Source organism: Kitasatospora viridis (assembly GCF_007829815.1).
In the GTDB taxonomy this organism is placed as follows: Bacteria; Actinomycetota; Actinomycetes; order Streptomycetales; family Streptomycetaceae; genus Kitasatospora; species Kitasatospora viridis.
Genome location: NZ_VIWT01000001.1, coordinates 1,731,173 through 1,754,880 on the forward strand (window position 1 = coordinate 1,731,173; position 23,708 = coordinate 1,754,880).

The 23,708-nt window shown below is 73.6% G+C and carries 22 protein-coding genes; 3 read left to right on the forward strand and 19 right to left on the reverse strand.

Translation table 11 applies throughout. The features are described from left to right. Positions 1 to 122: 122 nt before the first annotated feature. The 5 genes from FHX73_RS07655 to nsdA form a co-directional block, all read right to left on the reverse strand. Positions 123 to 1,307: an acyltransferase family protein gene (locus FHX73_RS07655; protein WP_145904262.1), complete on the reverse strand. Its 1,185-nt coding sequence runs from the start codon at positions 1,305 to 1,307 to the stop codon at positions 123 to 125. An 83-nt stretch (positions 1,308 to 1,390) separates the two neighbouring features. Continuing rightward, positions 1,391 to 3,796: a [protein-PII] uridylyltransferase gene (locus FHX73_RS07660; protein WP_246213410.1), complete on the reverse strand. Its 2,406-nt coding sequence runs from the start codon at positions 3,794 to 3,796 to the stop codon at positions 1,391 to 1,393. A 94-nt stretch (positions 3,797 to 3,890) separates the two neighbouring features. Then, entirely contained in the window at positions 3,891 to 4,229 is a 339-nt protein-coding gene (locus tag FHX73_RS07665) for a P-II family nitrogen regulator (protein WP_145904264.1), read from the reverse strand. Further along, entirely contained in the window at positions 4,226 to 5,578 is a 1,353-nt protein-coding gene (locus tag FHX73_RS07670; RefSeq protein WP_145904265.1) for an ammonium transporter, read from the reverse strand. The genes FHX73_RS07665 and FHX73_RS07670 overlap by 4 nt, the downstream gene beginning before the upstream one ends. Positions 5,579 to 5,785: 207 nt before the next feature. Further along, positions 5,786 to 7,243: a transcriptional repressor NsdA gene (nsdA, locus tag FHX73_RS07675; protein ID WP_145904266.1), complete on the reverse strand. Its 1,458-nt coding sequence runs from the start codon at positions 7,241 to 7,243 to the stop codon at positions 5,786 to 5,788. A gap of 349 nt (positions 7,244 to 7,592) precedes the next feature. On the opposite strand from nsdA, the gene FHX73_RS07680 reads away from it, so the two are divergent. Continuing rightward, the gene (locus FHX73_RS07680) at positions 7,593 to 8,285 is read left to right on the forward strand and encodes a bifunctional DNA primase/polymerase (protein ID WP_145904267.1); all 693 of its coding nucleotides are present in this window, start codon (positions 7,593 to 7,595) and stop codon (positions 8,283 to 8,285) included. A gap of 57 nt (positions 8,286 to 8,342) precedes the next feature. On the opposite strand, the gene ftsY is transcribed toward FHX73_RS07680, so the two are convergent. The 6 genes from ftsY to FHX73_RS07710 all read right to left on the reverse strand — a co-directional run bounded on the left by ftsY (position 8,343) and on the right by FHX73_RS07710 (position 16,330). Further along, positions 8,343 to 9,563, reverse strand: coding sequence for a signal recognition particle-docking protein FtsY (ftsY, locus tag FHX73_RS07685; protein ID WP_145904268.1), 1,221 nt, complete (start codon positions 9,561 to 9,563; stop codon positions 8,343 to 8,345). 38 nt (positions 9,564 to 9,601) lie between these two features. Continuing rightward, a complete protein-coding gene (smc, locus tag FHX73_RS07690; RefSeq protein ID WP_145904269.1) occupies positions 9,602 to 13,204 on the reverse strand; it encodes a chromosome segregation protein SMC in 3,603 nt (1,200 codons plus the stop codon). 224 nt (positions 13,205 to 13,428) lie between these two features. Then, positions 13,429 to 13,629, reverse strand: a complete 201-nt coding sequence (locus tag FHX73_RS07695) for a hypothetical protein (RefSeq protein WP_145904270.1) — start codon at positions 13,627 to 13,629, stop codon at positions 13,429 to 13,431. A gap of 417 nt (positions 13,630 to 14,046) precedes the next feature. Beyond that, complete coding sequence (locus FHX73_RS07700; RefSeq protein ID WP_145904271.1) at positions 14,047 to 14,325, reverse strand: acylphosphatase; 279 nt, start codon at positions 14,323 to 14,325, stop codon at positions 14,047 to 14,049. Positions 14,326 to 14,337: 12 nt separating this feature from the next. Then, positions 14,338 to 14,811 (reverse strand): winged helix-turn-helix transcriptional regulator, encoded by a 474-nt coding sequence (locus FHX73_RS07705; RefSeq protein WP_246213411.1) that lies wholly within the window; start codon positions 14,809 to 14,811, stop codon positions 14,338 to 14,340. A 115-nt stretch (positions 14,812 to 14,926) separates the two neighbouring features. Continuing rightward, the gene (locus FHX73_RS07710; RefSeq protein WP_145904272.1) at positions 14,927 to 16,330 is read right to left on the reverse strand and encodes a hypothetical protein; all 1,404 of its coding nucleotides are present in this window, start codon (positions 16,328 to 16,330) and stop codon (positions 14,927 to 14,929) included. Between the two features lie 197 nt (positions 16,331 to 16,527). On the opposite strand from FHX73_RS07710, the gene FHX73_RS07715 reads away from it, so the two are divergent. Together FHX73_RS07715 and FHX73_RS07720 are read left to right on the forward strand one after the other, a co-directional pair. Beyond that, on the forward strand, positions 16,528 to 17,070 hold the full coding sequence (locus FHX73_RS07715; RefSeq protein ID WP_145904273.1) for a DUF6542 domain-containing protein: 543 nt from the start codon (positions 16,528 to 16,530) through the stop codon (positions 17,068 to 17,070). A gap of 71 nt (positions 17,071 to 17,141) precedes the next feature. After that, complete coding sequence (locus tag FHX73_RS07720) at positions 17,142 to 18,056, forward strand: hypothetical protein (protein ID WP_145904274.1); 915 nt, start codon at positions 17,142 to 17,144, stop codon at positions 18,054 to 18,056. 28 nt (positions 18,057 to 18,084) lie between these two features. Here the strand turns inward: FHX73_RS07720 and mutM are convergent, their stop codons facing one another. The 8 genes from mutM to FHX73_RS07760 form a co-directional block, all read right to left on the reverse strand. Next, positions 18,085 to 18,942, reverse strand: a complete 858-nt coding sequence (mutM, locus tag FHX73_RS07725) for a bifunctional DNA-formamidopyrimidine glycosylase/DNA-(apurinic or apyrimidinic site) lyase (protein WP_145904275.1) — start codon at positions 18,940 to 18,942, stop codon at positions 18,085 to 18,087. A gap of 24 nt (positions 18,943 to 18,966) precedes the next feature. Beyond that, positions 18,967 to 19,746, reverse strand: a complete 780-nt coding sequence (gene rnc, locus FHX73_RS07730; RefSeq protein ID WP_145904276.1) for a ribonuclease III — start codon at positions 19,744 to 19,746, stop codon at positions 18,967 to 18,969. Positions 19,747 to 19,766: 20 nt separating this feature from the next. After that, positions 19,767 to 19,940 (reverse strand): 50S ribosomal protein L32, encoded by a 174-nt coding sequence (gene rpmF, locus FHX73_RS07735; RefSeq protein WP_030056747.1) that lies wholly within the window; start codon positions 19,938 to 19,940, stop codon positions 19,767 to 19,769. A 2-nt stretch (positions 19,941 to 19,942) separates the two neighbouring features. Next, positions 19,943 to 20,575: a YceD family protein gene (locus tag FHX73_RS07740; protein WP_145904277.1), complete on the reverse strand. Its 633-nt coding sequence runs from the start codon at positions 20,573 to 20,575 to the stop codon at positions 19,943 to 19,945. Positions 20,576 to 20,738: 163 nt separating this feature from the next. Then, the gene (locus tag FHX73_RS07745; RefSeq protein ID WP_425461368.1) at positions 20,739 to 21,893 is read right to left on the reverse strand and encodes an ATP synthase subunit B family protein; all 1,155 of its coding nucleotides are present in this window, start codon (positions 21,891 to 21,893) and stop codon (positions 20,739 to 20,741) included. A 94-nt stretch (positions 21,894 to 21,987) separates the two neighbouring features. Further along, complete coding sequence (gene coaD / locus FHX73_RS07750; RefSeq protein WP_145904279.1) at positions 21,988 to 22,476, reverse strand: pantetheine-phosphate adenylyltransferase; 489 nt, start codon at positions 22,474 to 22,476, stop codon at positions 21,988 to 21,990. A gap of 40 nt (positions 22,477 to 22,516) precedes the next feature. Next, complete coding sequence (gene rsmD / locus FHX73_RS07755; protein ID WP_145904280.1) at positions 22,517 to 23,080, reverse strand: 16S rRNA (guanine(966)-N(2))-methyltransferase RsmD; 564 nt, start codon at positions 23,078 to 23,080, stop codon at positions 22,517 to 22,519. Between the two features lie 80 nt (positions 23,081 to 23,160). Next, positions 23,161 to 23,682 carry a hypothetical protein gene (locus FHX73_RS07760; RefSeq protein WP_145904281.1) on the reverse strand — a complete coding sequence of 174 codons (522 nt, stop codon included), beginning with the start codon at positions 23,680 to 23,682 and terminating at the stop codon, positions 23,161 to 23,163. Between the last annotated feature and the right edge of the window lie 26 nt (positions 23,683 to 23,708).

Here is a 23,708-nt window from a genome sequence, read left to right on the forward strand (position 1 = left end):
GTCGCGGGTCCCTTGCGGCATCGGTGGAGGTACGGGTTTCCTCCCCAGGGTATCCGGCCCGCCCGGGATGGGGTCCCCCACCCGGGCGGGCCGGATCCGGCGGGCCGGTCGGGCCCTGCCGGTCAGGCCGCGTGCGAGCCGCGCGCCGGCCTCTCGCTCTTCGCCCGGATGTCGGCGAGGGCCGACTTCAGGCCGCGGCCCAGCGCCTTCGCCAGCGGCCGCTCCACCAGGCGGTGGATCAGGTAGGAGAGCAGCAGCATGAAGGCGACCACGCAGACGACCAGCACGTAGGCGTTCACCTTCTTGTGCAGCTCGTGGATGATCACCCAGCCGTTCTCCTCGTGGATCATGTAGAACGGGAAGGTCATCGCGCCCGCCGTGGTGAGCCACTTCCACTGCATCCAGTCGAACCAGCCGAGCGCGATCGCGATCATCAGCAGGAAGGTCGCGGTGATGATCAGGAACGGCGGGAAGTGGTTGATCACCTGGAAGGTGTATCCGCCGGTGATGCTGTCCAACTGACGCACCGACATGATCCAGCTGAACGCGATCAGTCCCCAGATCATCAGGTTCGAGCCGAACCGGTAGAGCAGGTAGAGCGCGATGCCGGCGATGAAGAACGGCGCGTAGTTGGGGAAGACGATCAGCTGCAGGGTCTTCGAGTCACCGCTGCCGATCAGCAGCGAGCCGATCATCCACAGGCCGCAGAAGGCGAGCACCTTGCGGTAGGTCAGGCCGCCGATCGCCAGCAGGCCGAACAGGATGTAGAAGCGCATCTCGACCCACAGGGTCCAGTACACGCCGTCGACGTCGCCCTCGCCGGCCCCCGCCTGCATCATCGTCAGGTTGGTCAGGACGTTGATGTAACCGCCCTTGGTGATGTCCTTGGTCCACGACATGTTCGTCGTGTAGAGCACCAGCGCGGTGCCCAGCATGCAGAACCAGTAGGCCGGGAAGAGCCGGGTGATCCGGGAGGTGACGAACTCGCCGACCGACTTGCCCCAGCAGGACATGCATATGACGAAGCCGCTGATGATGAAGAAGATCTCCACACCGATCCAGCCGTACTGGCCTATCTCGTGCAGCTTCGGCATCTTGTGCTTCGGATTGCCGTCCCACACCTGCGGGAACAGCTCCAGGCCCGCGTAGTGCCACGTCATCACCAGCAGTGCGGCCAGCAGGCGCAAGCCGTCGAGGACGTACAGCCGGGGCTTCTTGGCCGCCGCAGCGGCGGGCGCCGCCTGGCCGGGGCTGGGCTCCGGCCGGGACGCGTCCGGCTGGACCGGACTCGTGGTGGTGACAGACATCGTGATTCGGCAGGCTCTCTGTCCGCACGGGGAAGGTGGTCGGCCCACAGGCTACCGTCCGGCGCCGGGGTGACCCGTCCCGGTCAGCGCAGCGCCTGTTGGACCTGGGCCGCGACCTGCTGCGCGGCCTCCTCGGCCAGCGGGAGGCCCGCCGGGTCGGTGAGGTAGAAGGCGTCCACCGCGTCCGCGCCCAGGGTGCTGACGTGGGCCGTGCGCACCCGCACCCCGGCCGCGTCCAGCGCCCGCCCGATCCGGTGCAGCAGGCCCGGGGCGTCGTGCGCCCGGACCTCCAGCACGGTGGCGCTCGCCGAGGCCCCGCCCGGCGCCACCGTGACCACCGGGGGCGGCGAGGCGATGCCGCGCCGGCGCGGGGCGGCGGCGTCCCGCTCGGCCAGCCGGCGCGAGGTGTCCAGCGAACCGTCCAGCGCCCGGCGCAGGTCGTCCCGCAGCCGGGCCGCCTCGGGCAGCTCGCCGAACTCGGCCGCCACCCGCCAGCTGAACAGCAGCACCGGGCCGGCCCCGACCGGGTCCAGCTCACCCAGGGTCAGCGAACGGACCGTCAGCCGGTTCAGCGCCAGCACCCCGGCCACCGTGCCGAGCAGGCCGGGCCGCTCGGCGATGGCCAGCGAGAGCTCCACGCCCATCGGCTCGCCGACCGGCGCGTCCTGCGCGGTCTCCGCGCGCAGCAGCAGCGCGGGCTCGCCCGTCCGGGCCGCCTCCACCGCCAGCCGCTCCTCCTCCACCCGCGTGCTCGCCGCCGGGGCCCCGGCCGTCCCGGTGCCGCGCAGCAGCTCGGCCACCCGCTGCACCAGCCCCGCCACCAGCGAGGCCCGCCAGGAGCTCCACGCGGCCGGGCCGGTGGCCAGCGCGTCCGCCTCGGTGAGCGCGTGCAGCAGCTCCAGGTTCCCGGCGGTGCCGACCGCCTTGGCCACCAGCTCGACGGTTGCCGGGTCGTCCGGGTCCCGCCGGGTCGCGGTCTCCACCAGGGTGAGGTGGTGGCGCACCAGCAGCGCCAGGCTCTCGGTGTCGTCCTGGTCGAAGCCCATCCGGGCGGCCGTGTCCCGGACGATCACCTCGCCGGCCGCCGAGTGGTCCCCCGGCCAGCCCTTGCCGATGTCGTGCAGCAGCGCGGCCACCAGCAGCAGGTCGGGCCGGGCGACCCGGCGGGTCAGCGCGGCGGCCCGCACCGCCGTCTCCACCAGGTGCCGGTCCACCGTCCAGGTGTGCACCGCGTTGCGCTGCGGCCGGCAGCGCACCCGCTCCCAGTCCGGCAGCAGCCGGCCGATCAGCCCCTCGGCCTCCAGCGCCTCCCAGACCGGCAGGCAGGTCCGGCCCGCGCCAAGCAGGGTGACCAGCCGGTCGCGCGCCTCGGTGGGCCAGGGCACCGGCAGCGCCTTGGTCTCGGCGGCCAGCCGGCGGGCGGTGGCGTGCGAGAGCGCCAGGCCGTTCTGCGCGGCCGCGGCGGCGGCCCGCAGCGGCAGCACCGGGTCGGCGGCCGGGCGGGCGCCCTGCGCCAGCACCGCCTCGCCGTCCTGCTCCACCACGCCTTCCGCGAGCGGTTCGCGGACCGGCCCGCCGCGCCCGGCGACCCGGTGGCCGCCGCTGTTGAACGGGAAGAAGAACGGGCGCCGGCCGCGGCCGCGGCGGGCCGCCAGCAGCCGGTCGACGGTCCGCCAGGTGACCTCCCCGGCGTAGGAGACGGTCCGGGCCGCCCGGTAGACCTCGCGCAGCAGGATGTCGGCGTCCAGCAGGCCGAGCGCGGCGGCCACCTGGTCCTGGTCCTGCAGGCTGAGCCGCTCGGTGGCCCGGCCGGTGGCCAGGTGCAGCGCGTCCCGCACGTCGGCCAGCAGCAGCCGGGCGTCGGCCAGGCCCTCCCGGGGCGCGTCGGCCAGCCAGGAGGCGGCGATCGCGTCCAGCTCGACCAGGTCGCGCAGGCCGCCCCTGGCCTCCTTGAGGTCGGGTTCCAGCAGGAAGGCCAGCTCGCCGTGGCGCTCGGCCCGCTCCCGGCCCAGTTCGCGCAGCTCGGGCAGCCGCTGGGCCGCGCCGGCCCGCCAGTCGGCCAGCACCTGGGAGCGCAGCCGGGCGGTCAGTTCGGCGTCCCCGGCCAGGTGGCGGGCGTCCAGCAGGCCGAGTTGGGCCTTCAGGTCGGCGGCGGCCACCGTGCGGGCCTCGGCCGGGCGGCGCACCGAGTGGTCCAGCGCCACCCCGCTGTCCCAGACCGGGTACCAGATCCGCTCGGCCAACTCGCCGACGCCGTCGCCGCCCTGGTGGAGCAGCAGCAGGTCGAGGTCGCTGCGCGGGGAGAGCTCGCCCCGCCCGTAGCCGCCGACCGCGATCAGGGCGGTGCCGGGCGGCGGTGCGGCCTGCTCGAAGAGTTCGGCCAGCCAGTCGTCGGTGAGCCGGGCCAGCGCGGTGCGCCGCGGCCGGCCGGTCGTCGCGGGGTCGGCCAGCAGCGCGGCCCTGGCCTCCTGGTAGTCGGTGCTGCTCACTGGGGCTCCCGGGGGGTGCAGCGTTGGCTGGGGGAAATGCCGTCAGCGGACCCGCGATCGCTCGCGGGTCCGCTCGGGTTGGGTGGAACGGGGGTCAGAGGGCGTCGGGGCCGCGCTCGCCGGTGCGGACCCGGACCAGGGTCTCCACCGGCACCGCCCAGACCTTGCCGTCACCGATCCGGCCGGTCCGGGCCGCCTTCACCAGGACCTCGATCACGTCCTCGGCGTCGGCGTCCTCGACCACGACCTCTATCCGCACCTTCGGCACCAGGTCCACGGTGTACTCGGCACCCCGGTAGACCTCGGTGTGACCGCGCTGGCGGCCGTAGCCGCTGGCCTCGGTGACGGTCAGCCCGTGCACCCCGAAGGCCTGCAGGGCGGCCTTGACCGCCTCCAGCTGGTGCGGCTTCACGACGGCGGTGATCAGCTTCATCGGGCATCGACCCCAGTCTTCGCGGTGTCCTGCGCGGTGCTCTTCGCGGCGCTCTGGTGGGACTCGGCCGGGCTGCTCAGCGCCCGGGCCAGGCTCGCCCCGACGGCGCTGAAGTCGTAGGCGGTCTCGGCGTGTTCGGCCTGGTCGATGCCGGCCACCTCGACCTCCTCCGGCACCCGGAACCCGATCGTCTTGTGGATCGCCTTGCCGAGCAGCCAGGAGATCACGAAGGAGTAGGTCGCGACCACCGCGACACCCATCGCCTGCTTGCCGAGTTGCCCGAAGCCGCCGCCGTAGAACAGGCCCTTGGCGGTCTGGCCGACGTGGCCGGTGGCGAACAGGCCGATCAGCACCGAGCCGATCGCCCCGCCGACCGCGTGCACGCCCACCACGTCGAGCGAGTCGTCGAAGCCGAGCTTGTACTTCAGGCTGATCGCCGCCGCGCAGACCGCGCCGGCGATCAGGCCGATCGCGAGGGCGCCGAGCATCGACACCGAGCCGCAGGCCGGGGTGATCGCGACCAGGCCGGCGACCGCGCCGGAGGCCGCGCCGAGCGAGGTGAAGGCGCCGTGCTTGATCCGCTCGTAGGCCAGCCAGCCGATCATCGCCGCGGCGGTGGCCACCTGGGTGTTCATGAAGGCCATCCCGGCCAGGCCGTTGGCGGCCAGCGCCGAACCGGCGTTGAAGCCGAACCAGCCGAACCAGAGCAGGCCCGAACCGAGCATCACCAGCGGCAGGCTGTGCGGGCGCATCGGGTCCTTCTTGAAGCCGATCCGCTTGCCCAGCACCAGGCAGAGCGCCAGCCCCGCGACACCGGCGTTGATGTGCACCGCGGTGCCGCCGGCGAAGTCGATCACGCCCTGGCGGTCGCCCAGCCAGCCGCCGTGCCCGTTGTCGAAGAAGAACACCCAGTGCGCGACCGGGAAGTAGACCACGGTCACCCAGACGGCGATGAACAGCGCCCAGGCGGAGAACTTCGCCCGGTCCGCGATCGCGCCGCTGATCAGCGCGGGGGTGATCACCGCGAACATCAGCTGGAAGGCGGAGAAGACGGTGACCGGGATCGTCCCGTTCAGGTCGTTCATCCCGATCCCGCGCATGCCCACGTGGTCGAGGTTGCCGATCAGGCCGTGGAAGGCGTCGGTACCGAAGCTGAGCGAGTAGCCGTAGAGCACCCACAGCACTGTGACGATGCCCAGCGCGATGAAGCTCATGACCAACATGTTGAGGGTGCTCTTGACCCTCACCATGCCCCCGTAGAAGAAGGCCAGCCCGGGGGTCATCAACATGACCAGGGCCGCACTGATGAGTACGAAGGCGGTGTCGCCCCCGCTGAAGCCGTCCGGCATCGGCGTCTCCTCGACGGTGTAGCAGCCGCTCCACCCTCGGGACTCCTGTCCCGTGGCCCGAGGTGTCGGCGATGCAGAGGAGAGTGCCGAAGCCGGGTTTCGGTCAGTGCGGCTCGGTGTTTCGCCGCCGTGACACGGTTGACGCACGCGTTACGGGCACGTGAACCGCGCCGGTCGGGGAGGCCTTGACGGACGCGTGCACGTCACTTACACCGCCTCGTACTCGGGGATCTGTTCCACCACCAGGTCGGCCAGCCGGTTGACGGCGGGCACCGAACGGTAGTCCCGGCCGGCCGCCTCGGTGGTCTTGCGGACCCGGGTGTTCAGCCGCTCCGAGCGCACCTTTCCGGCGATGTCCACCGCCTCCTCGACGATCAGCGCGGCCTGCTCGGGCTCGCCCTGGAGCAGGTGCACGCTGGCCATGCCGACCAGGTTGAAGGCGTAGGAGCGGGTGTGGTTCTCCATGTCCTGGCGGAACAGGTCGACCGCGGTCTCCATGTGCGGGGCGGCCAGCGAGGCGTACCGCGGGCTGCGGCTGGAGTGGTAGGCCAGGTCGCGGAAGGAGTGCGCGTTCTCCGCGTACAGCTCGGCCTTGGAGAAGAACCGCAGCCAGTCGGGGTCGCGCTCGATCGGGCCGGCGTCGGTGTAGGTGTCCTCGGCCAGCCGGACGGCGCGGGCGCAGCGGTTGACCTCGCCGATGTTGGAGTAGGCCCGCGCCTCCATCGCGTAGAGCAGCGCCTGCTGGCGCGGGGTGGCGGTGTCCCGGCTGCCGTACTGGGCCAGGTGGATCAGCTCCAGGGCGTCCTCGCCGCGGTTGAGGTGGATCATCTGGCGGCTCATGTCGGTGAGGATCAGCGCGCCGAACGGACGGTCGCCGGCCTCCTTGGCCGCGTGCAGCGCCAACACGTAGTACTTCTGCGCGCTCGGGTGCATGCCCACGTCGTAGGACATCCAGCCGGCCAGGTGGGCGAGTTCGGCGGTCAGCCGGAACAGCCGCTTGGTCACGCCCGGCGGGTAGGTCTCCTGGAGCAGGTCGGTGACCTCGTGCAACTGGCCGACCACCGCCTTGCGGCGCAGCCCGCCGCCGTTCTGCGCGTCCCACTGGCGGAACATCACCGTGGTCTGCTCCAGCAGTTGCAGCTCGGGCTCGGAGAGCCGGCCGGTGTACGGCTCGCCGCCGTTGGCGGCGGCCAGCACCGGGGTCGGCGCGCCGCTCGGGCCCGGGGTGAGCCAGCGCTGCATCGGCTCGATCAGCGCCGCGCCGGCGGTCAGCGCCAGCGAGGTGCCGAGGAAGCCGCGCCGGTTGAGCATCAGGTCGCTGCGCGAGTACTCGCTGATCAACTGGACGGTCTGCGGGCCGCTCCAGGGCAGGTCCACGCCGCCGCCGGCCACCGTGGAGACCGGCACGGCGACCCGCAGGCCGAGGTCCTCCTCGGAGACCACCGAGCCGAACCGCTCGGAGAACAGGTCGGCCATGATCTTCGGGATCGGCTCGCGCGGCTGCTCGCCGTCCAGCCAGCGGCGCACCCGCGAGGTGTCGGTGCTCACGTGGTGCGCGCCGAGCTGGCGGGCCTGCCGGTTGACCTGCCGGGCGAATTCGCCCTTGGACCACCCGCTGCGCGTGAACCACGCGGTGAGTTTCTCGTTGGGCTGCTTCTCTGCCATTGAGGGTCCACCTGTCCCGCCCGGCCCCGTTCCCGGGGTCCCACTGCCGTTCCCGCTCGGCCGCACCCTCCCGGTGCGTGAGCCGAACGTAACGTGCCGTGAGCCGTCCGGGGGATGGTTCGCCGGGAAACGCCACCATTCGCCACCCCCACGAGTGAAGCCGACGGACCGTCAACAGCGCTTCACTGGAAGCCGGTCCACCGCCCCGGACCGCATGTCCCGCATGCCCGCGCCGACCGCGTGCGGCACCTTGCGCGCGCCGTCCCGCACTCGGTCGCGCCGGGGAGCAGAATTTGACAAAGCGTCACGGTCCCGTAACCGCCGGCAACCTAAACCTGTTGGGGGAGGCATGGACAACCTGTTCGGCGATCTGAGGTTCGGCGCCCGCCGCCGCAGCCGCGCCACCGCGTGCCAGGCCGCGGCCGAGTACGCCGGCCGCTGGGGCTGGACGGTGACCCTCGGCGGACCGGCCCGGTCCTCCGGCGGGCCGTGCCGGTGCGGCCGGCCGCACTGCGCCGCCCCCGGGCTGCACCCGCTGCCCGGCGAACCGGCCCGCGAGCTGCCGCCCGGCGCCACCCCGCACGAGGTCCGCGCCCTGTGGGACGGCGGACCGGACGGCTCGGTGCTGCTGCCGGTCGGCCGCCGCTTCGACGTGCTGGACGTGCCGGAGCAGGCCGGCCTGCGCGCCCTGGTCCGGCTGGAGCGGATGGGCACCCAGGTCGGCCCGGTGCTGGCCGCGCCCACCGGGCGGCTGTTCTTCTTCGTCGCCCGGGGCACCGCCGAGCTGCTGCCCGACCTGCTCTACCGGATGGGCTGGGACGACGCCGCGCTGGACCTGGTCGGCCACGGCGAGGGCGGCTACCTGGCCGCGCCGCCGACCGTGCTGCCCGGGCTGGGCCCGCTGCGCTGGCTGCGCCACCCCTGCCGGGAGAGCGCGGCCCGGCCGCCGCAGGCCCGGCTGCTGCTCGGCACCCTGGCCTACGCCTGCCACCGCGGCCGGGAGCGCGCGGTGGCCGCCGAGCCGGCCTGGCTGGCCTCCTGACACGCGAACGGGCGGCCACCCCGGCACGGGGTGGCCGCCCGTCGAACTGACGGCGGATCAGTCGCCGATCAGCGCGTCCACGAAGGCGGCGGGCTCGAACGGCGCCAGGTCGTCGGCGCCCTCGCCCAGGCCGATCAGCTTGACCGGCACGCCCAGCTCGCGCTGCACCTGGACCACGATGCCGCCCTTGGCGGTGCCGTCCAGCTTGGTCAGCACGATGCCGGTGATCTCCACGACCTCGGCGAAGACCCGGGCCTGCACCAGGCCGTTCTGGCCGGTGGTGGCGTCCAGCACCAGCAGCACCTCGTCGACCGGGCCGTGCTTCTCCACCACCCGCTTGACCTTGCCGAGCTCGTCCATCAGGCCGGTCTTGGTGTGCAGCCGGCCGGCGGTGTCGACCAGCACGGTGTCCGCACCCTCGGCGATGCCCTCCTTGACGGCGTCGAAGGCCACCGAGGCCGGGTCGCCGCCCTCCGGGCCGCGCACCGTGCGGGCGCCCACCCGCTCGCCCCAGGTCTGCAGCTGGTCGGCGGCGGCGGCGCGGAAGGTGTCGGCCGCGCCCAGCACCACCTTGCGGCCGTCGGCCACCAGCACCCGGCCGAGCTTGCCCGAGGTGGTGGTCTTGCCGACGCCGTTGACGCCGACCACCAGGACCACCGCCGGGCGGCCGTCCTCGTGCTTGGCGGTGCGCAGCGAGCGGTCGCTGTCGGTGCCGATCAGCGCGACCAGCTCCTCGTGCAGCAGGGCGCGCAGCTCGTCCGGGGTGCGGGTGCCGAGCACCTTGACCCGGGTGCGCAGCCGGTCGACCAGCTCCTGGGTGGGGGCGACACCGATGTCGGCGGTGATCAGGGTGTCCTCGATCTCCTCCCAGGTGTCCTCGTCCAGCCGGTCGCGGGAGAGCAGGGTCAGCAGGCCCTTGCCGAGCGCGTTCTGCGAGCGGGACAGCCGCGAGCGCAGCCGCACCAGCCGGCCGGCGGTCGGCTCCGGCACCTCGACGGCGGGCGCCTCGGCGACCTGCTCGGGGGTGATCTCCGGCTCGGCCTCGACCGTCCCGGCCCGCTCGGCCGGAAGCTCGACCTCCTCGACGGTCTTGACCGGCTCCTCGCGCGGCGGCGCGGCCTCCTCACCGACCTGCGGCTCGGCCGGGGCCGCCGGCGGCGTGATGGTCGCCGTCGACTTCGGGGGCAGTTCCTTACGTCGTCTGCCGCTGACGACGAGGCCGGCGACCGCACCAACGGCGATCACGGCGATGACTACGGCAAGGATCACGTATTCCATAACCCAGCCAGTATCCGTTAAGACGGCCCGAACCGGGGCTAGGCGGGCTGCACCTCCTGCACCCGTTGCCGCATCGGAACCTTCCGTTCCCGGTGTTCTTCGCGCAGCCGCTGGCTGATCACCTGGGAGATGCCGTCGCCCTTCATGGTCACGCCGTACAGGGCGTCGGCACACTCCATGGTCAGCTTCTGGTGGGTGATCACGATCAGCTGGGAGCTGTCCCGCAGCTCCTCCATGATCGCGATCAGCCGGCGCAGGTTGGTCTCGTCCAGCGCCGCCTCCACCTCGTCCATCACGTAGAACGGGCTCGGCCGGGCCTTGAAGATGGCCACCAGCATGGCCACCGCGGTGAGCGAGCGCTCGCCGCCGGAGAGCAGCGAGAGCCGCTTGACCTTCTTGCCCGGCGGGCGGGCCTCCACCTCCACCCCGGTGGCCAGCATGTCGTCCGGGTCGGTGAGCACCAGCCGGCCCTCGCCGCCCGGGAAGAGCCGGGAGAACACGCCCTCGAACTGGGCTGCGGTGTCGTGGAAGGCCGCGGTGAAGAGCTGCTCCACCCGCTGGTCCACGTCCTTGACGATCTCCAGCAGGTCCCGGCGGCTGCGCTTGAGGTCCTCCAGCTGCTCGCCGAGGAACTTGTGCCGCTCCTCCAACGCGGCGAACTCCTCCAGCGCCAGCGGGTTCACCTTGCCGAGCTGCTGGTAGGCCTTCTCGGCGGCGCGCAGCCGGCGCTCCTGCTCGGCCCGCACGAACGGAACCGGTTCGCCGGCCGGCTCCCCCTCCTCCGGCGCCCGCGGCGGCACGAGCTGCTCCGGCCCGTACTCGGCCAGCAGCGCCTCGGCCTCGATGCCGAACTCCTCCAGCGCCTTGGCCTCCAACTGCTCGATCCGCAGCCGCTTCTCGGCCCGCAGCACCTCGTCCCGGTGGCCCGCGTCGACCAGCTTGTCCAGCTCCTCCTTGAGGCCGCGGCCCTGTTCGCGGGCGGCCCGCAGGGCGGTCTCGCGCTCCGCCCTGGCCTGTTCGACCCGGGCCCGCTCGGCCTCCGCCCGGGCGGTGGACACCTCCAGGCAGGCGAGCAGTTGGCGGGCGCCGGCCAGCACCGCGCCGGCCACCCCGGCCTCCAGCGCGGCCCGGCGGGCCCGTTCGGCGGCCTTGGCCCGGGCCTCCCGCTCGGCCCTGGCGGCCCGGTCCAGGCTCTCGGCCCGGCCGGCCAGCGAGCGGACCCGCTCCTCGTGGGTGCGCACGGCGAGCCGGGCCTCCAGCTCCTGCTGGCGGGCCCGGGTGCCGGCCTCGGCGAGCCGGTCGCGCTCGCCCTGGTCGGGCTCGTCCTCGTCCTGCTCGGCCAGTTCCTCGGCGACGGCGAGCCGTTCGGCCAGTTCCTCGGCGGCGGTCAGCGCGGCCTGCCGGCCCTGCTCGGCCTTGGCCAGCGCGGCCTGGGCGCGTTCGGCCTCGCCGGCCGCCGCCCGGGCCTGGCCGCCGAGCCGGCCGAGCGCGCCGGCGGTCTCGGCGCGCTGCTTCTCGGCGCCGCGCCGCTCGGCGGCCAGCCGGTCCAGCTCGGCCGCCCGCTCCCGGCGCTGCTCCTGGACCTGCGCCAGGCGCTCGGTCAGTTCGGCGCAGTGCCCGGCGAGTTCGTCGAGCCGGCGGGCGGCCGCGTCCACGGCCGCCTGGGTCTCCAGTTGGCTGGGTGCGCCGGCCGCGCCGCCCTGGGCCAGGCCGGCGGTGAGCAGGTCTCCGTCGGCGGTGACGGCGGTGAGTCCGGGGTGGGCCGCGAGCAGCTGCCGGGCGGCGTCCAGGTCGGCCACCACGGCGGTGCGGGCGAGCAGGGTGCGCACCGCGGGCAGCAGTTCGGCCGGCCCGTCGACCAGCGCGACGGCCCAGCGGGCCCCGGCCAGCAGCGGCCCGGGCTCCCCGGCGGGCTCCGCGGGGGCGCCGGCGACCAGCAGCGCGGCCCGGCCGGCGTCCTCGGCCCGGAGCAGCCGCAGCGCCTCGGCGGCGGCGGGCAGGTCGGCCACCGCCACCGCGTCGGCGGCGGCGCCGAGCGCCGCGGCGAGCGCGGTCTCCTCGCCGGGTGTGACGGTGAGCAGTCCGGCGGCGGGTCCGAGCAGGCCGGGCAGCCGGTCGCCGGCGGCGAGCAGGGCTCCGGTGCCGTCCTTGCGCCGCAGGCCGAGCGCCAGCGCCTCGTGACGGGCCGTCAGTGCGGCCCGCTCGCGGTCGGCGCCGGCCGCGGCCTCGCGGGCGGCGCTCACCGCCCGGTCGGCGCCGGCCAGCTCTTCGCGCGCCTGTTCGTGCTCGGCCTCCAGCTGCTGGTCGCCGCTCTCCAGCGCGGCGACCCGCTCGTTCAGCAGCTCGTACTCGGCGCCGGCGGCCTCGGCCCGCTCTGCGGCCTCGTCGCGGGCGGCGGTGAGCCGTTCGATCTCGGCCTCGGCGCCGGCCGCCCGGGAGGCCGCGGCCGCGGCCTGGCCCTGCAACCGGACCAGGCCCTCGCGCCGGTCGGCGGCGGCCCGGGCGGCGGCCCGCAGCCGCTGCTCCTCGGCGGCCAGCTCGCGCTCCAGTGCGCCGCGTTCGGTGACGGCCTGGTCGAGGGCCTGTTCGGCGGACTCCAGCGCCTCACTGAGCGCGGCCTCCTGCTCGCGGATCCGCTCGGCCTCGGCCGCCAGCTCCTCCGGGTCGCGCCCGCGCCGCTCCGGCTCGCCGCCGCTGGTGGCGTGCCGCAGCTTGGCCTCGGCCAGCCCAATGGTGCCCCGGGTCCGCTCCCCCAGCGCGGAGAGCCGGTACCAGGCCTGTCGGGCCTCCTCCAGCCGCGGGCCGAGCTGTTCGACCTGGGCCTCCAGCACCGCCTCGCGCTGCTGGGCGGCCTGCAGTTCCTGCTCGACGGTGGAGCGGCGCAGCCGCAGCGCGAGCTCGTCGGCCACCTCGGCCGCTATGGCCTGACGCAGGGTCAGCACGTCGTCGGCGAGCAGCCGCAGCCGGGCGTCGCGCAGTTCGGCCTGGATGCCGGCGGCCCGCCGGGCGATCCGGGCCTGCCGGCCGAGCGGGCCGAGCTGGCGGCGCAGTTCGCCGACCAGGTCCTGGACCCGGTTGAGGTTGGCGGCCATCGAGTCCAGCTTCCGCAGCGCCTTCTCCTTGCGCTTGCGGTGCTTGAGGACGCCGGCCGCCTCCTCGATGAAGGCGCGGCGGCCCTGCGGGTCGGCGTGCAGCACCGAGTCCAGCCGGCCCTGACCGACGATCACGTGCATCTCCCGGCCGATGCCGGAGTCGGAGAGCAGTTCCTGGATGTCCAGCAGCCGGCAGGTCTCGCCGTTCAGCGCGTACTCGCTGCCGCCGTTGCGGAACATGGTCCGGGTGATGGTCACCTCGGCGTAGTCGATCGGCAGGGCGCCGTCGGTGTTGTCGATGGTGAGGCTGACCTCGGCCCGGCCGAGCGGGGCGCGCCCGCTGGTGCCGGCGAAGATGACGTCCTCCATCTTGCCGCCGCGCAGCGTCTTGGCGCCCTGCTCGCCCATCACCCAGCTCAGCGCGTCCACCACGTTGGACTTGCCCGAGCCGTTCGGCCCGACCACGCAGGTGATGCCGGGCTCGAAGCGCAGCGTGGTGGCCGAGGCGAAGGACTTGAATCCGCGCAGGGTCAGGCTCTTCAGGTGCACCTTGGTGACTGTATCCGGCGCCCCCGGCGGTTTCGCTCGGCCGGGCCGTGGGCAGTCTCAGGAAAACACGGGGGAAGGGGCACCAGACCACGAAGGGACGCCGGTGAGGGCGTCCCTGAGATCGCGACCCGAGGTTGTGCGTCGGTGTGCGCGGCGGATGCGGCCGGTCGAGGCCGGTCGATCAGCGGGTCGGCTGCCCGACGGATCGGGCAGGTCCTGACGTATCAGGTGAGTGCGGGCTCCCGGCTGAGCTCGACGCTGTCGAGCAGGGAGTGCTCGGCAGCGACCGCGACGAGCGCGTTGTTCTCGGCCTGCATCCGAACGAGCTCGGCTTCCAGGTCCAGGACGCGCTGCTGAAGCCGCCGCATCTCGGAGAGCATTCGCGGGTCGGGGCCGCCGACGTACCCGAGAAGCGCCTTTGCCATGATGAATGGTCCTCCACGCTGAGTGACCGAACCAGAACGGTATAGGTCGAGGGGAAGGGGTGACGCACGCGCTGCACGACCGTGAGCAGTGCCGGCTGAGCACAACAGGTCAGACACTGTGGTTGTGCGCCCACAGGGCATGGCCTTGCTCGAAAATCGCCGTCACGTGCGCGGGCTTCCAGCGTCTCACCAAAGACCGTACGGGTCAACACGATCACCGCGCGCTACAACGCCGCTGTCACCTGCATGGCGGCCACCTCACGCCACGGGTACCGGCGGTCACACCGCGCTGATGGCGGTGGATCACTGCACGAAGCGGAGTCAACCACGGACGGGGCCAAATGGCAACCGTTGGACAACACGGGTTGACAGCGGCCCGAACGGCGCGTGACCTGCGGCGCCGCGCGCCCGGCGGTCTCAGCGGATCTCGAATCCCGGGTACCCCGCGCCGGTGGCGCTCCAGATCTCGGTGACCCCGGTGACCCGGCCCGGGGTGTCGGGGCCGCGGAGCAGGGCGAGCAGCCGTTCGCAGTCGGCGTGGCTGCCCTCGGCCACCACCTGGACCCGGCCGTCACCCAGGTTGGAGGCGTAGCCGGTCAGGCCGATCTCCAGTGCGCGGGCCCGGGTCCACCAGCGGAAGCCGACCTGCTGGACCCGGCCGCGCACCCAGACGGTGGCTCGGACGTGCTCGCTCATCCCCCGATTCTCTCAGTCCTCCACCGGACCCTCGCGCCGCCAGCCCGGCGAGTGGATCTCCAGCTCCAGGCCGTCCCGGGCGAGTTCCTCGCCGCAGCTGCGGCAGGTCCAGACCGCGTCCACCGGGTGGCCGTGGTGGTGCAGGGTGACCGGGGGCTCGTCCACCGCCCAGCGGTCGCCCCAGACCCGCAGCGCGTGGGCGACCGGGGCGAGCTCCTGGCCGGCCTCGGTGAGGTGGTACTCGAACCGCGCCGGCCGCTCCTGGTACTGCCGGCGCTCCACCACTCCGGCCTCCTCCAGCGCCCGCAGCCGGGCGGTGAGGCGGTCGCGCGGGGCGCCGGTGTTGCGGACGATCCGTTCGAACCGGTGATTGCCGTAGAACAGCTCGCGGACCGCGAGCAGGGCCCACTTCTCGCCCAGCACCTGGAGGGCGGCGGCGATCGAGCAGGGGCGGCCGGGCTGCTTGGCTGCGGGGTCGGTGGTCACGGCGCCAGCGTGCCACGACGGGTCCGGCCGTCAAAGGTCCGGGAACGGACCGGGCCCGCCCCCGGTGGGGAGCGGGCCCGGTCCGTCGGGCGCGCGGGTCAGCGCGCGGCGCGGGTCACCAGTCCCCGCCGCCACCGCCGAAGTCCCCGCCGAAGTCGCCGCCACCGCCGAAGTCGCCCCCGCCGCCGTCGAAGCCGCCGAAGTCGTTGCTGTTGAAGTCGCCGCCGGTGAAGTCACCGCCCTCGGCGCGCTCGTGGCCGCCGCCGAAGCCACCGCCGTCGTAACCGCCGCCGTCGAAGCCGCCGCCCCCGTAGCCGTAGGCCGACGGGCCGGAGAAGACCGAGCCGAGCATGGTGCCGACCAGCAGGCCGGGCAGCAGGCCGGAGCCGTAGCCGCCGAAGTAGCCGCCCGCCCAGGGGCCGTAGGCCGGGCCGGCGTCCCAGTAGGGCTGCGGGCCCTGGTCGGTCTGCACGGTGCGGATCGCCGGGTCCAGGCCACTGGCCAGGCGCTGCGCGTCGGCCGCGCAGACCGGCACCTCGCGGGCCGCGCCGCCGGCCGGCGCCCAGCGCGCGTCCTGGGTGGAGGGTCCGTGCCGGGGGTCGAAGAAGCACGGCGGACGGCGGTCCGGCAGCGGCCGGCCGTCGCGCCGGGCGGCCAGGGTGGCGAGCGAGAACCGGCCGTCCTCCAGCGCGGTGGTCACCGCGGTGACGTCCTCCGGCTTGGTGGCCGCGTCCATGCTGCGCTTGGCGGTCTCGTAGGCGTCCAGCGCGCGGGTGTAGTCGGCCCGCTGGGCGTCGTCGGCGCCCGGGGCGCCCGGGTTGAAGTCGAGCCGCTCCAGTTCCTCGCCGAAGGCGGTGATGTCCTCGTCCACCACGGTGCGCAGCGCGCGCAGTTCGGCGGCCCGCTGCTCGGCCTTGCGCTTGCGGGAGCGGCGGACCAGCAGGAATATCCCGACGCCGACCAGGGCCAGCAGCACCAGCGGGACGATGATCAGCGCGGCGCTGAACTTGCTGTCGCCGCCGGGGGCGTGACCGGAGACCTTGGGCGCCGCATTGGTGACGAAATCGGTGAGTGTGCCGTTGATGTCACCGTGGTGCGAGTCGAAGGCGGCCTGGGCGTAGTTGTGCGCGGTCTGCGCGTTCAGCGCGCCCCGGTCGGCCCGGACGTCGAACTGGTTGCCGCGCCAGACCGCGTAGGCCCCGGCGAAGCCGACCTTGGTGCGCAGGTCCTGGAAGACGCTCTTCGCCGGGTACTGCGGGCTGTCCGGGACGACGGCGACGAAGATCGCCTTGTCCGCGTCCTTGATCGTCTTGGTCAGCGCGTCGGCCTGGGCCTGGGAGAACCGGCTGGTCATCGCCGGGTCGACGTAGACCTTGCCTTGCTTGAGGGATGCGGAGGCGTCGTCCAGCCCGCCGGACGCGACGGCGGTGCCGGGTATGAGCAGGAGCAGCAGTCCGACCAGGACGGCCAGCAGCGCGACCGGCCCGCCCGCCCGGGATCGGCGAAGAGCGATTGTCATATCCCAGACGCTACCGGGCCGCCAAACCGACCCCACCGGATCCCGCACCGCCGGAAATCCCGCCGGAACACCTGCGGAATCGTCAATTCCGCAGGCAGGCACCATGGTTGTGGCGCTGGCCAAGAACAGGCCAAGCCACCACCAAGACTCTTTCCCTTACGCAACAGTTACGTACGCCACACTCCCGAGGAGGCGCCATGGCCGGGCAACGCTCGTCCTCGCTGACCGACGACTCCCCCAGGCGCGCCCGCGCCCGGGCCGCCCTGCCCGCCCCGCGGCGCGGTCCGGACGGTCCGGCGCCGGACCGGCGGCGCGGCCGGCCGCCCGGTCGCACCCGCACCAGGACGCGCCGCCCCGCACCGCGCGCGGTGCTCACCGGCTCGCTGGTGCTGCCGGTGCTGGGCGCCCTGCTGGACGAGCTGCGCGGAGCCGCGCCCGGCGGCGTCTTCGCGGTGCTGACCGTGCTGGGCGCGGTCGGGGCGGCCTGGCTGGCCACCCGGGCCGGCTGGTGGTGGGTGCTCACCGCGATCGCCCCGGTGGTGCTCGCCAGCACCGCCGGCGCCGAACTACTGGCCGGCCGGGAGGACTACGGCGACGTCAAGGCGCTGGCCGCCGCGGCCGCGAAGTGGGCGGTGCACGGCTTCCCGGTGATGGTCTCGGCCCTGCTGGCGGCCGCGGCGGCGGTCGGACTGCGGCTCTGGCTGGAGCGCGGCGGCCGGGGCGGGCGGGCCGCCTGCTGACCTGGCCGGGGTTTCCGCGCGGTCACGCGGACAGGGCATAGTGGGGATCGAATCCCCCGTCAGGAGAACTTGTGATCATCGGCTTGGTGACCGCCGTCGCGGCCTCCACCTGCTACGGCCTCGGTTCGGTGCTGCAGGCGGTCGGCTCCCGTCGCTCCGCGCGCGAGGAGGCCGCCCGGGAGTCCGAGCGCGCCCAGGTCACCGAGCACGGCGGACCGAGCCTGAGCTCCACCGCCAAGGCCGTGGTCACCTGGGAGTTCATGGTCGGCACGGTGCTGGACTTCGTCGGCTTCCTGCTCGGTGCGCTCTCCGCCCGGCTGCTGCCGCTCTTCCTCTCGCAGACCGTGATCAGCGCCAACCTGGTGATCACCGCGCTGTGCAGCATCAAGCTGCTCGGGGTGCGGCTGCGCCGACCGGAGTGGGCCTCGATCGGGGTGGTCTGCGGTGCGCTGGTGCTGCTCGCGCTGGCCGCCGGCAAGGAGGGCACCGGCACCACCCCGATCAGCACCCACTGGTGGCTGCTGCTGATCTCGGTGGTGGTGATCGCCGGCGGCTCCCTGCTGGTCCGCCGACTGGGCACCAGCGGCGCGGTGGTGGCCGGCCTGCTCTCCGGGCTGGGCTTCGGCGCGCTCGGCATCGGCGTCCGGGTGCTCAACGGGGTGGACCCGTTCTCGCTCGCCGACCTGCTCTCCGACCCGGCTCTCTACGCGATCCTGGTCGGCGGCCTGGGCGGGATGTACCTGCACACGGTGGCGCTGCAGATCGGCTCGGTGAACGGCGCGACCGCGGCCCTGGTGGTCGGCGAGACGGTGGTGCCCGGCATCGTCGGCGTGGTCTGGCTGGGCGACGCGACCCGGGCCGGGCTGGGCTGGCTCGGCCTGATCGGCTTCGTGCTGGCGGTCGCCGGCGCGGTCGCAGTGGCCCACTACGGCGAGGGCGAGGGCGCCCTCCACGCGGACTCCAGGGCCCCGGAGCCGGCCCGCTGACCGACCGTCTCGCCGGGCTGACCCGCCGTCAGGCGGCGCGCTGGCGCGGCAGGCGCTGGCAGCGCGGGCAGAAGTAGCTGGAGCGGTTCATCCAGGCGGCCCGCCGGATCGGCGTGGCGCAGCGGTAGCAGGGCTCGCCCTCCCGCCCGTAGGCGTCCAGCGAGCGGGAGAAGTAGCCGCTCTCGCCGTTCACGTTGACGTAGAGGCTGTCGAAGCTGGTGCCGCCGACCGCCAGCGCGGCCGTCATCACCTCGCGGGCGTTGCCCAGCAGGGTGGCGGCCAGCGGGCGGGTCAGGGTCGCGGTCGGGCGCTCGTAGTGCAGCTTGGAGCGCCAGAGCGCCTCGTCGGCGTAGATGTTGCCGACCCCGCTGACCAGGGTCTGGTCCAGCAGCGCCCGCTTGACGGTGGTGCGCTTGGCGCGCAGCTCGGTGAAGAACCGCTGCTCGTCGAAGAGCGGGTCCAGCGGGTCGCGGGCGATGTGGGCGAGCGAGGCCGGCAGGCCGTCCGGGTCCGCCTCCTCCACCGCGAGGTGGCCGAAGGTGCGCTGGTCCACGAAGCGCAGCTCGCGCCTGCCGTCGGTGAACCGCAGCCGGACCCGCAGGTGGGTCTCGTCCGGCTGCTCCGGCTCCTGCACCAGCAGCTGGCCGCTCATCCCGAGGTGGCCGAGCATGGCCAGGCCGTCGCCGGCCGGCAACCACAGGTACTTGCCGCGCCGCTCGGCCGCGCCGAGGGTGCGGCCGACCAGCTGGGCGGCGAAGTCGGCGGCGCCGCCGACCTGTCGGCGGACCGCGCGCGGGTGCAGCACCTGCGCCTCGGCGACGGTGCGGCCGGTGACCCAGCGGGCCAGGCCGCGCCGGACCACCTCGACCTCGGGCAGTTCGGGCACGGCCGGTCCCTCCGGTTCAGCGGGTCAGGCGGCGGGTGCGGCGTTGTCGCCGTACTTGGCCTTGATCGCGCGCCAGGCGCTCTCGGCGGCCTTCTGCTCGGCCTCCTTCTTGGAGCGGCCGGTGCCGCTGCCGAAGGCCTCGCCGGCCACCCGGGCCGCCGCGTTGAAGGTCTTCTCGTGGTCCGGACCGGACTCCTCGACCACGTACTCGGGCACGCCGATGCCGACCGAGGCGGTCAGCTCCTGCAGGCTGGTCTTCCAGTCCAGGCCGGCGCCCAGCTGCGAGGACTCCGCGATCAGCGGGTCGAAGAGGCGGTGCACGAACTCGGTGGCGGCGTCCAGCCCCTGGTCGAGGTAGACGGCGCCGATCACGGCCTCGACGGTGTCCGCGAGGATCGAGGACTTGTCCCGGCCGCCGGTGCCCTCCTCGCCCTTGCCGAGCCGGATGAAGGTCCCCAGTTCGAGACCGCGGCCGACCTCGGCGAGCGCGCGCGAGTTCACCACCGCGGCGCGCAGCTTGGCGAGGGTGCCCTCCGGCACATCCGGGTGGATGCGGTAGAGGGTGTCGGTGACCACCAGTCCCAGCACCGAGTCGCCGAGGAACTCCAGGCGCTCGTTGGTGGGCAGGCCGCCGTTCTCGTAGGCGAACGACCGGTGGGTCAGGGCACGTACCAGAAGGGCGCGCTCGAGCGTGTACCCGAGGCGCCCTTCCAGGACGTCGTATGCGGTCGAGGCCGGCCCGCTGCCCGGTTCACCACCGCTTTTGCGGGGGCCCGACTTGCGGGAGGAGTGAGCGTCCGACATCGATCCGTCCACCCCGCCGATCAGACCGAGAGGACCTGGCGACGGTTGTACGTGCCGCAGCTCGGGCACGCGATGTGGCCGAGCTTCGGCTCGTGGCAGCGGTCGCACGCCACGAGGGCCGGGACGACGGCCTTCCAGTTGCTACGGCGGTGGCGCGTGTTGCTGCGCGACATCTTCCGCTTCGGAACAGCCACGGCTACTTCTCCTGGTTCTCCGCGAGACCCTCACGGGTGTCGCTGGTGTTGTCACCCTCGTCGCCGTGGCCGGCGGAGAGTCCCTGCAAAGCCGCCCACCGGGGGTCGGCGGCATCGTGGTGGTGGTCCGGGTCGTCGTTGAGCAGTGCCCCGCACTCGGAGCACAGGCCCAGGCAGTCTTCCCGGCACACCGGCTGCAGCGGCAGTTCGAGCACCACCGCGTCACGCAGCACCGGCTGGAGGTCGAAGAAATCGCCCTCCAACCGGTAAGTCTCTTCCTCGTCCTCGTCGGACTCGCCGTCCTGCGAGGACACCCGGCCGCGCTCGTCGGTCTCCGGGTAGTAGTACAGCTCCTGGAACTCGACGTCGATGTCGTCCTCGACGGGCTCCAGGCAGCGGACGCACTCGCCGGTCACGTGCGCCTCGGCGGTGCCCGTCACGAGCACCCCCTCGACCACGGACTCCAGGCGGAGCTCCAGCTCGATCTCGCTGCCGACCGGGACGCCGATGACGTCCTCGATGCCGAGCGCCTCGGGCGCCGGGAGGGTCCGGGAGACCGTGCGCATCGACCCGGGGCGACGGCCGAGCTCATGCGTGTCGAACACGAGCGGGTCGCGGTGGTCGAGGCGGTTCACGGTTCCTGACTTCCTGACGGCGGGCGCATCACTGCACGGCGCGGGTGGCGACTGGGTGGTCCGGGCCCCGCGCGATGCGCGGGCAGCCGAACGGTCCGACAACGAATGGGCCGGAGTGGTCAGCGTACCCGAGAGTCCGCCCAGGCCCAACTTCGGTCCCTGCTCAGCGGCCGCCCAGCTCACGCAGCCTGGTCATGTCGATCATGCTGGTGTCGAAGAAGCTTGTCTCGTCCAGGGCCGGCTGACCGCCCTGCTGGTACTCGTACGGCGCCTGCGGCTGGTAGCCGGGCTGCGGCGGGATCTGCTGCTGGTAGGCGGCCTGCTCCGGGTAGCCGGTGTAGCCGGCCGCGTACGGGTCGGCGTGCTCGGGCTGCTGGTAGCCGTACTGGCCGTGCCCGTAGGCGGCGGCCGCCGGGTCGTAGGCCGTGCCGTAGCCGTCCTGGGCGTAGCCGCCCTGCTCGGCGGCCGGGGCGTAGGGCTGGTGGGCGGGCTGGGCCGGGTACTCCTGGCCGGGGTAGCCGCCCTGCTGCTGCCAGCCGGCCTCGGCCGGGCTCTGCTCCGGCCAGGTCTGGGCCACCGGCACGGCGGCCGGCTCCGGGTCGCGGTACCAGGGCTGCTCGTCCTCGCCGTCGGCGAAGCCGGCGGCCACCGCCTCGGCCCGGTCCTTGAGCTGCTGCGCCTCGTCGGCGGCGGCCAGGTAGGCGCCGAGCTCGTCGATCGGGGCCTTGCCGAGCAGCTTGTCCCGGCCCCGGCCGACCGCCTCCAGGGTGCCGCTGAGCACCGTCTGCAGGGTGGCCAGCTTGAGGTCGACGTACTCGTCGACCTCCGGGCTGGGGCTCACCGCGGGCTGGAACTCCTCGCCGTCCTCCGGCTCGTAGCCGCCCCCGCCGCGCAGCTTGTCCCGGCCCCGGCCGACCGCTCCGAGGGTCTTGGTGAGCACGACCTCGAAGTTGGCCAGCTTGGAGTCGACGTAGTCGTCGGCCTCCTGGCGCTTGACCGCGACCTCCTCGCGGGCCTCGGCGAGGAGCTTGTCCGCCTCGGCCTGGGCCCGGCGGACCACCTCGGTGTCGGAGATCAGCGAGCCGCGCTCGGCGTGCGCGCCCTGGATGATCCGGTCGGCCTCGCCGCGGGCGTCGGCCACCACCTGCTCGTGGTCGGCCATCACCGACTGGGCGTGCGCCAGCTCCGCCGGCAGCGTGTCGACGAGGTCGCGCAGCATGGCCACGAGTTCGGCCCGGTTCACCACGCAGGAGGCCGACATGGGCATCGCCCGGGCGTTCTCGACCACGGCGATGATCTCGTCGACTCTGTTCTGCACGTCCACGGGCCTGTCGTCTTTCCGTGAGTAACCGCAGGGCGGAACACAGACTGTACGTCAGTTTCCGCACCCCGCGGCGCGACCCCTCGGTGCGCTACCGGGCGGCGCGTTCGGCGATCCGGTCGACCAGGCGCTGGTGCACGCTCGGCGGGATCAGGTGGGAGACGTCGCCGCCGTAGCTCGCCACCTCCTTGACCAGGGTCGAGGAGAGGAAGCTCCAGGTCGGCGAGGTCGGCACGAACAGCGTCTCGACGCCGGTCAGGCCGCGGTTCATCTGGGCCATCTGCAGCTCGTAGTCGAAGTCGCTGACCGCCCGCAGGCCCTTCACGATGGCCGGAATCCCGCGCTCCCGGCAGAAGTCCACCAGCAGGCCCTGGTGCGACTCGACCTTGACGTTGCCGTACGCCGCGGTGGTCTCCTCGATCATCGAGATCCGCTCGTCGATGCTGAACAGGCCCTGCTTGTTCTTGTTGACCAGCACCGCGACGTGCACCACGTCGTAGAGCTTGGAGGCCCGCTCGATGATGTCGAGGTGGCCGTTGGTGATGGGGTCGAACGATCCCGGACAGACTGCGCGGCGCATTTCGGTGGTGTCCCTTTCGACTAGTCCCGGCGGGCCGGGCTCAGACGGCCTGTCCGTACCAGAGCGTGCCCTCGCCGTAGCGGCGGGAGCGGAGCGGTTCGAAGCCCCCGGGCCAGCCGAACTCGCCGCCGCGGGTGCTCCGTTCCACGGTGACGAGTGCGTCGTCGGTGATCCAGCCCCCAGCCCGTAGTGTGATCAGCATCTCGCGCAGTTCCTCGTCGGTGACCGCGTACGGCGGGTCCAGGAAGACCAGGTCGAAGGGCTGCTCCGGAGCCGGGCCGGCGGCCACCCGCTCGGCCCGGTCGGCCCGCACCTCGGCGCCGGCCAGCCCGACCGTCTTCACGTTGGCCCGCACCACCCGGGCCGCCGCGCCGTCCGCCTCCACCAGCAGCACGCCGGCCGCGCCGCGGGAGAGCGCCTCCAGGCCGACCGCCCCGGACCCGGCGTACAGGTCCAGCAGCCGGGCCCCGGCCAGCGTGCCGCGCAGCGACTCCAGGGTGGAGAACATCGCCTCGCGGGCCTTGTCGGAGGTCGGCCGGGTACCCCGGCCGGGCGGGACGGCCAGCCGACGGCCGCCGGCCGCCCCGGCGATGACGCGGGTCATACCCATCCTTCGAGCTCAACGGATGCCGAGGGTTCGGCACGACCACGCTATACGGGGCGACCGGCGGCCCGGTGGAGGGGCTACTCCTGCGGTGTCGCGCCCGGTGCCGCGCCGAGCAGCGACGGCGAGGCGTAGCGGGACCAGGACAGGCAGCCGTCGGCCGGCTCGTACTCGGGGCGGCGCGGGTCGTGCCCGAGCTCGCGCAGCTTGGTGCGGACGGAGTCGGGCGTGCGGCCGAACCGGGCGGCGATCCGGGCGATGGTCTCGCCCGCGTGGAACCGCCGGGTCAGCTCCTCCTCGTGCTGCGGCACCCAGGGGGCGCCGTGCCCGGGGTAGAGCTCGCGCAGCACGTCGCGGTCGGGGATGGGCTCGGAGACGTCGGCGACGATCGCCAGGGCGCGCAGCGCGCGGTTGAGCGCGATCCGCAGACTCGCCACGTCCTCCACCGGAAGGCGCAGCTTGCCGCCGGCCAGCGGCTCGGCCGCGTGGCCCTCGCGCCAGCCGGACAGGGTGAGGGTGACCTCTCGGTCGTCGTCGCTGGCGAGTTCGATGCGGAAGACCTTGTCGCCCAGCGGAAGCTCGTTGAGATGCCGGAAAGCCATTGCCGAAACCCCCAAGTGTCGTGCCA

Bases quoted from the DNA above. Each gene is read 5' to 3' on its own strand.
- FHX73_RS07655 (WP_145904262.1), bottom strand. From the start codon at position 1,307: ATGTCTGTCACCACCACGAGTCCGGTCCAGCCGGACGCGTCCCGGCCG.
- FHX73_RS07665 (WP_145904264.1), bottom strand. From the start codon at position 4,229: ATGAAGCTGATCACCGCCGTCGTGAAGCCGCACCAGCTGGAGGCGGTC.
- FHX73_RS07670 (WP_145904265.1), bottom strand. From the start codon at position 5,578: ATGCCGGACGGCTTCAGCGGGGGCGACACCGCCTTCGTACTCATCAGT.
- nsdA (WP_145904266.1), bottom strand. From the start codon at position 7,243: ATGGCAGAGAAGCAGCCCAACGAGAAACTCACCGCGTGGTTCACGCGC.
- FHX73_RS07680 (WP_145904267.1), top strand. From the start codon at position 7,593: ATGGACAACCTGTTCGGCGATCTGAGGTTCGGCGCCCGCCGCCGCAGC.
- ftsY (WP_145904268.1), bottom strand. From the start codon at position 9,563: ATGGAATACGTGATCCTTGCCGTAGTCATCGCCGTGATCGCCGTTGGT.
- FHX73_RS07695 (WP_145904270.1), bottom strand. From the start codon at position 13,629: ATGGCAAAGGCGCTTCTCGGGTACGTCGGCGGCCCCGACCCGCGAATG.
- FHX73_RS07700 (WP_145904271.1), bottom strand. From the start codon at position 14,325: ATGAGCGAGCACGTCCGAGCCACCGTCTGGGTGCGCGGCCGGGTCCAG.
- FHX73_RS07710 (WP_145904272.1), bottom strand. From the start codon at position 16,330: ATGACAATCGCTCTTCGCCGATCCCGGGCGGGCGGGCCGGTCGCGCTG.
- FHX73_RS07715 (WP_145904273.1), top strand. From the start codon at position 16,528: ATGGCCGGGCAACGCTCGTCCTCGCTGACCGACGACTCCCCCAGGCGC.
- rnc (WP_145904276.1), bottom strand. From the start codon at position 19,746: ATGTCGGACGCTCACTCCTCCCGCAAGTCGGGCCCCCGCAAAAGCGGT.
- coaD (WP_145904279.1), bottom strand. From the start codon at position 22,476: ATGCGCCGCGCAGTCTGTCCGGGATCGTTCGACCCCATCACCAACGGC.
- rsmD (WP_145904280.1), bottom strand. From the start codon at position 23,080: ATGACCCGCGTCATCGCCGGGGCGGCCGGCGGCCGTCGGCTGGCCGTC.
- FHX73_RS07760 (WP_145904281.1), bottom strand. From the start codon at position 23,682: ATGGCTTTCCGGCATCTCAACGAGCTTCCGCTGGGCGACAAGGTCTTC.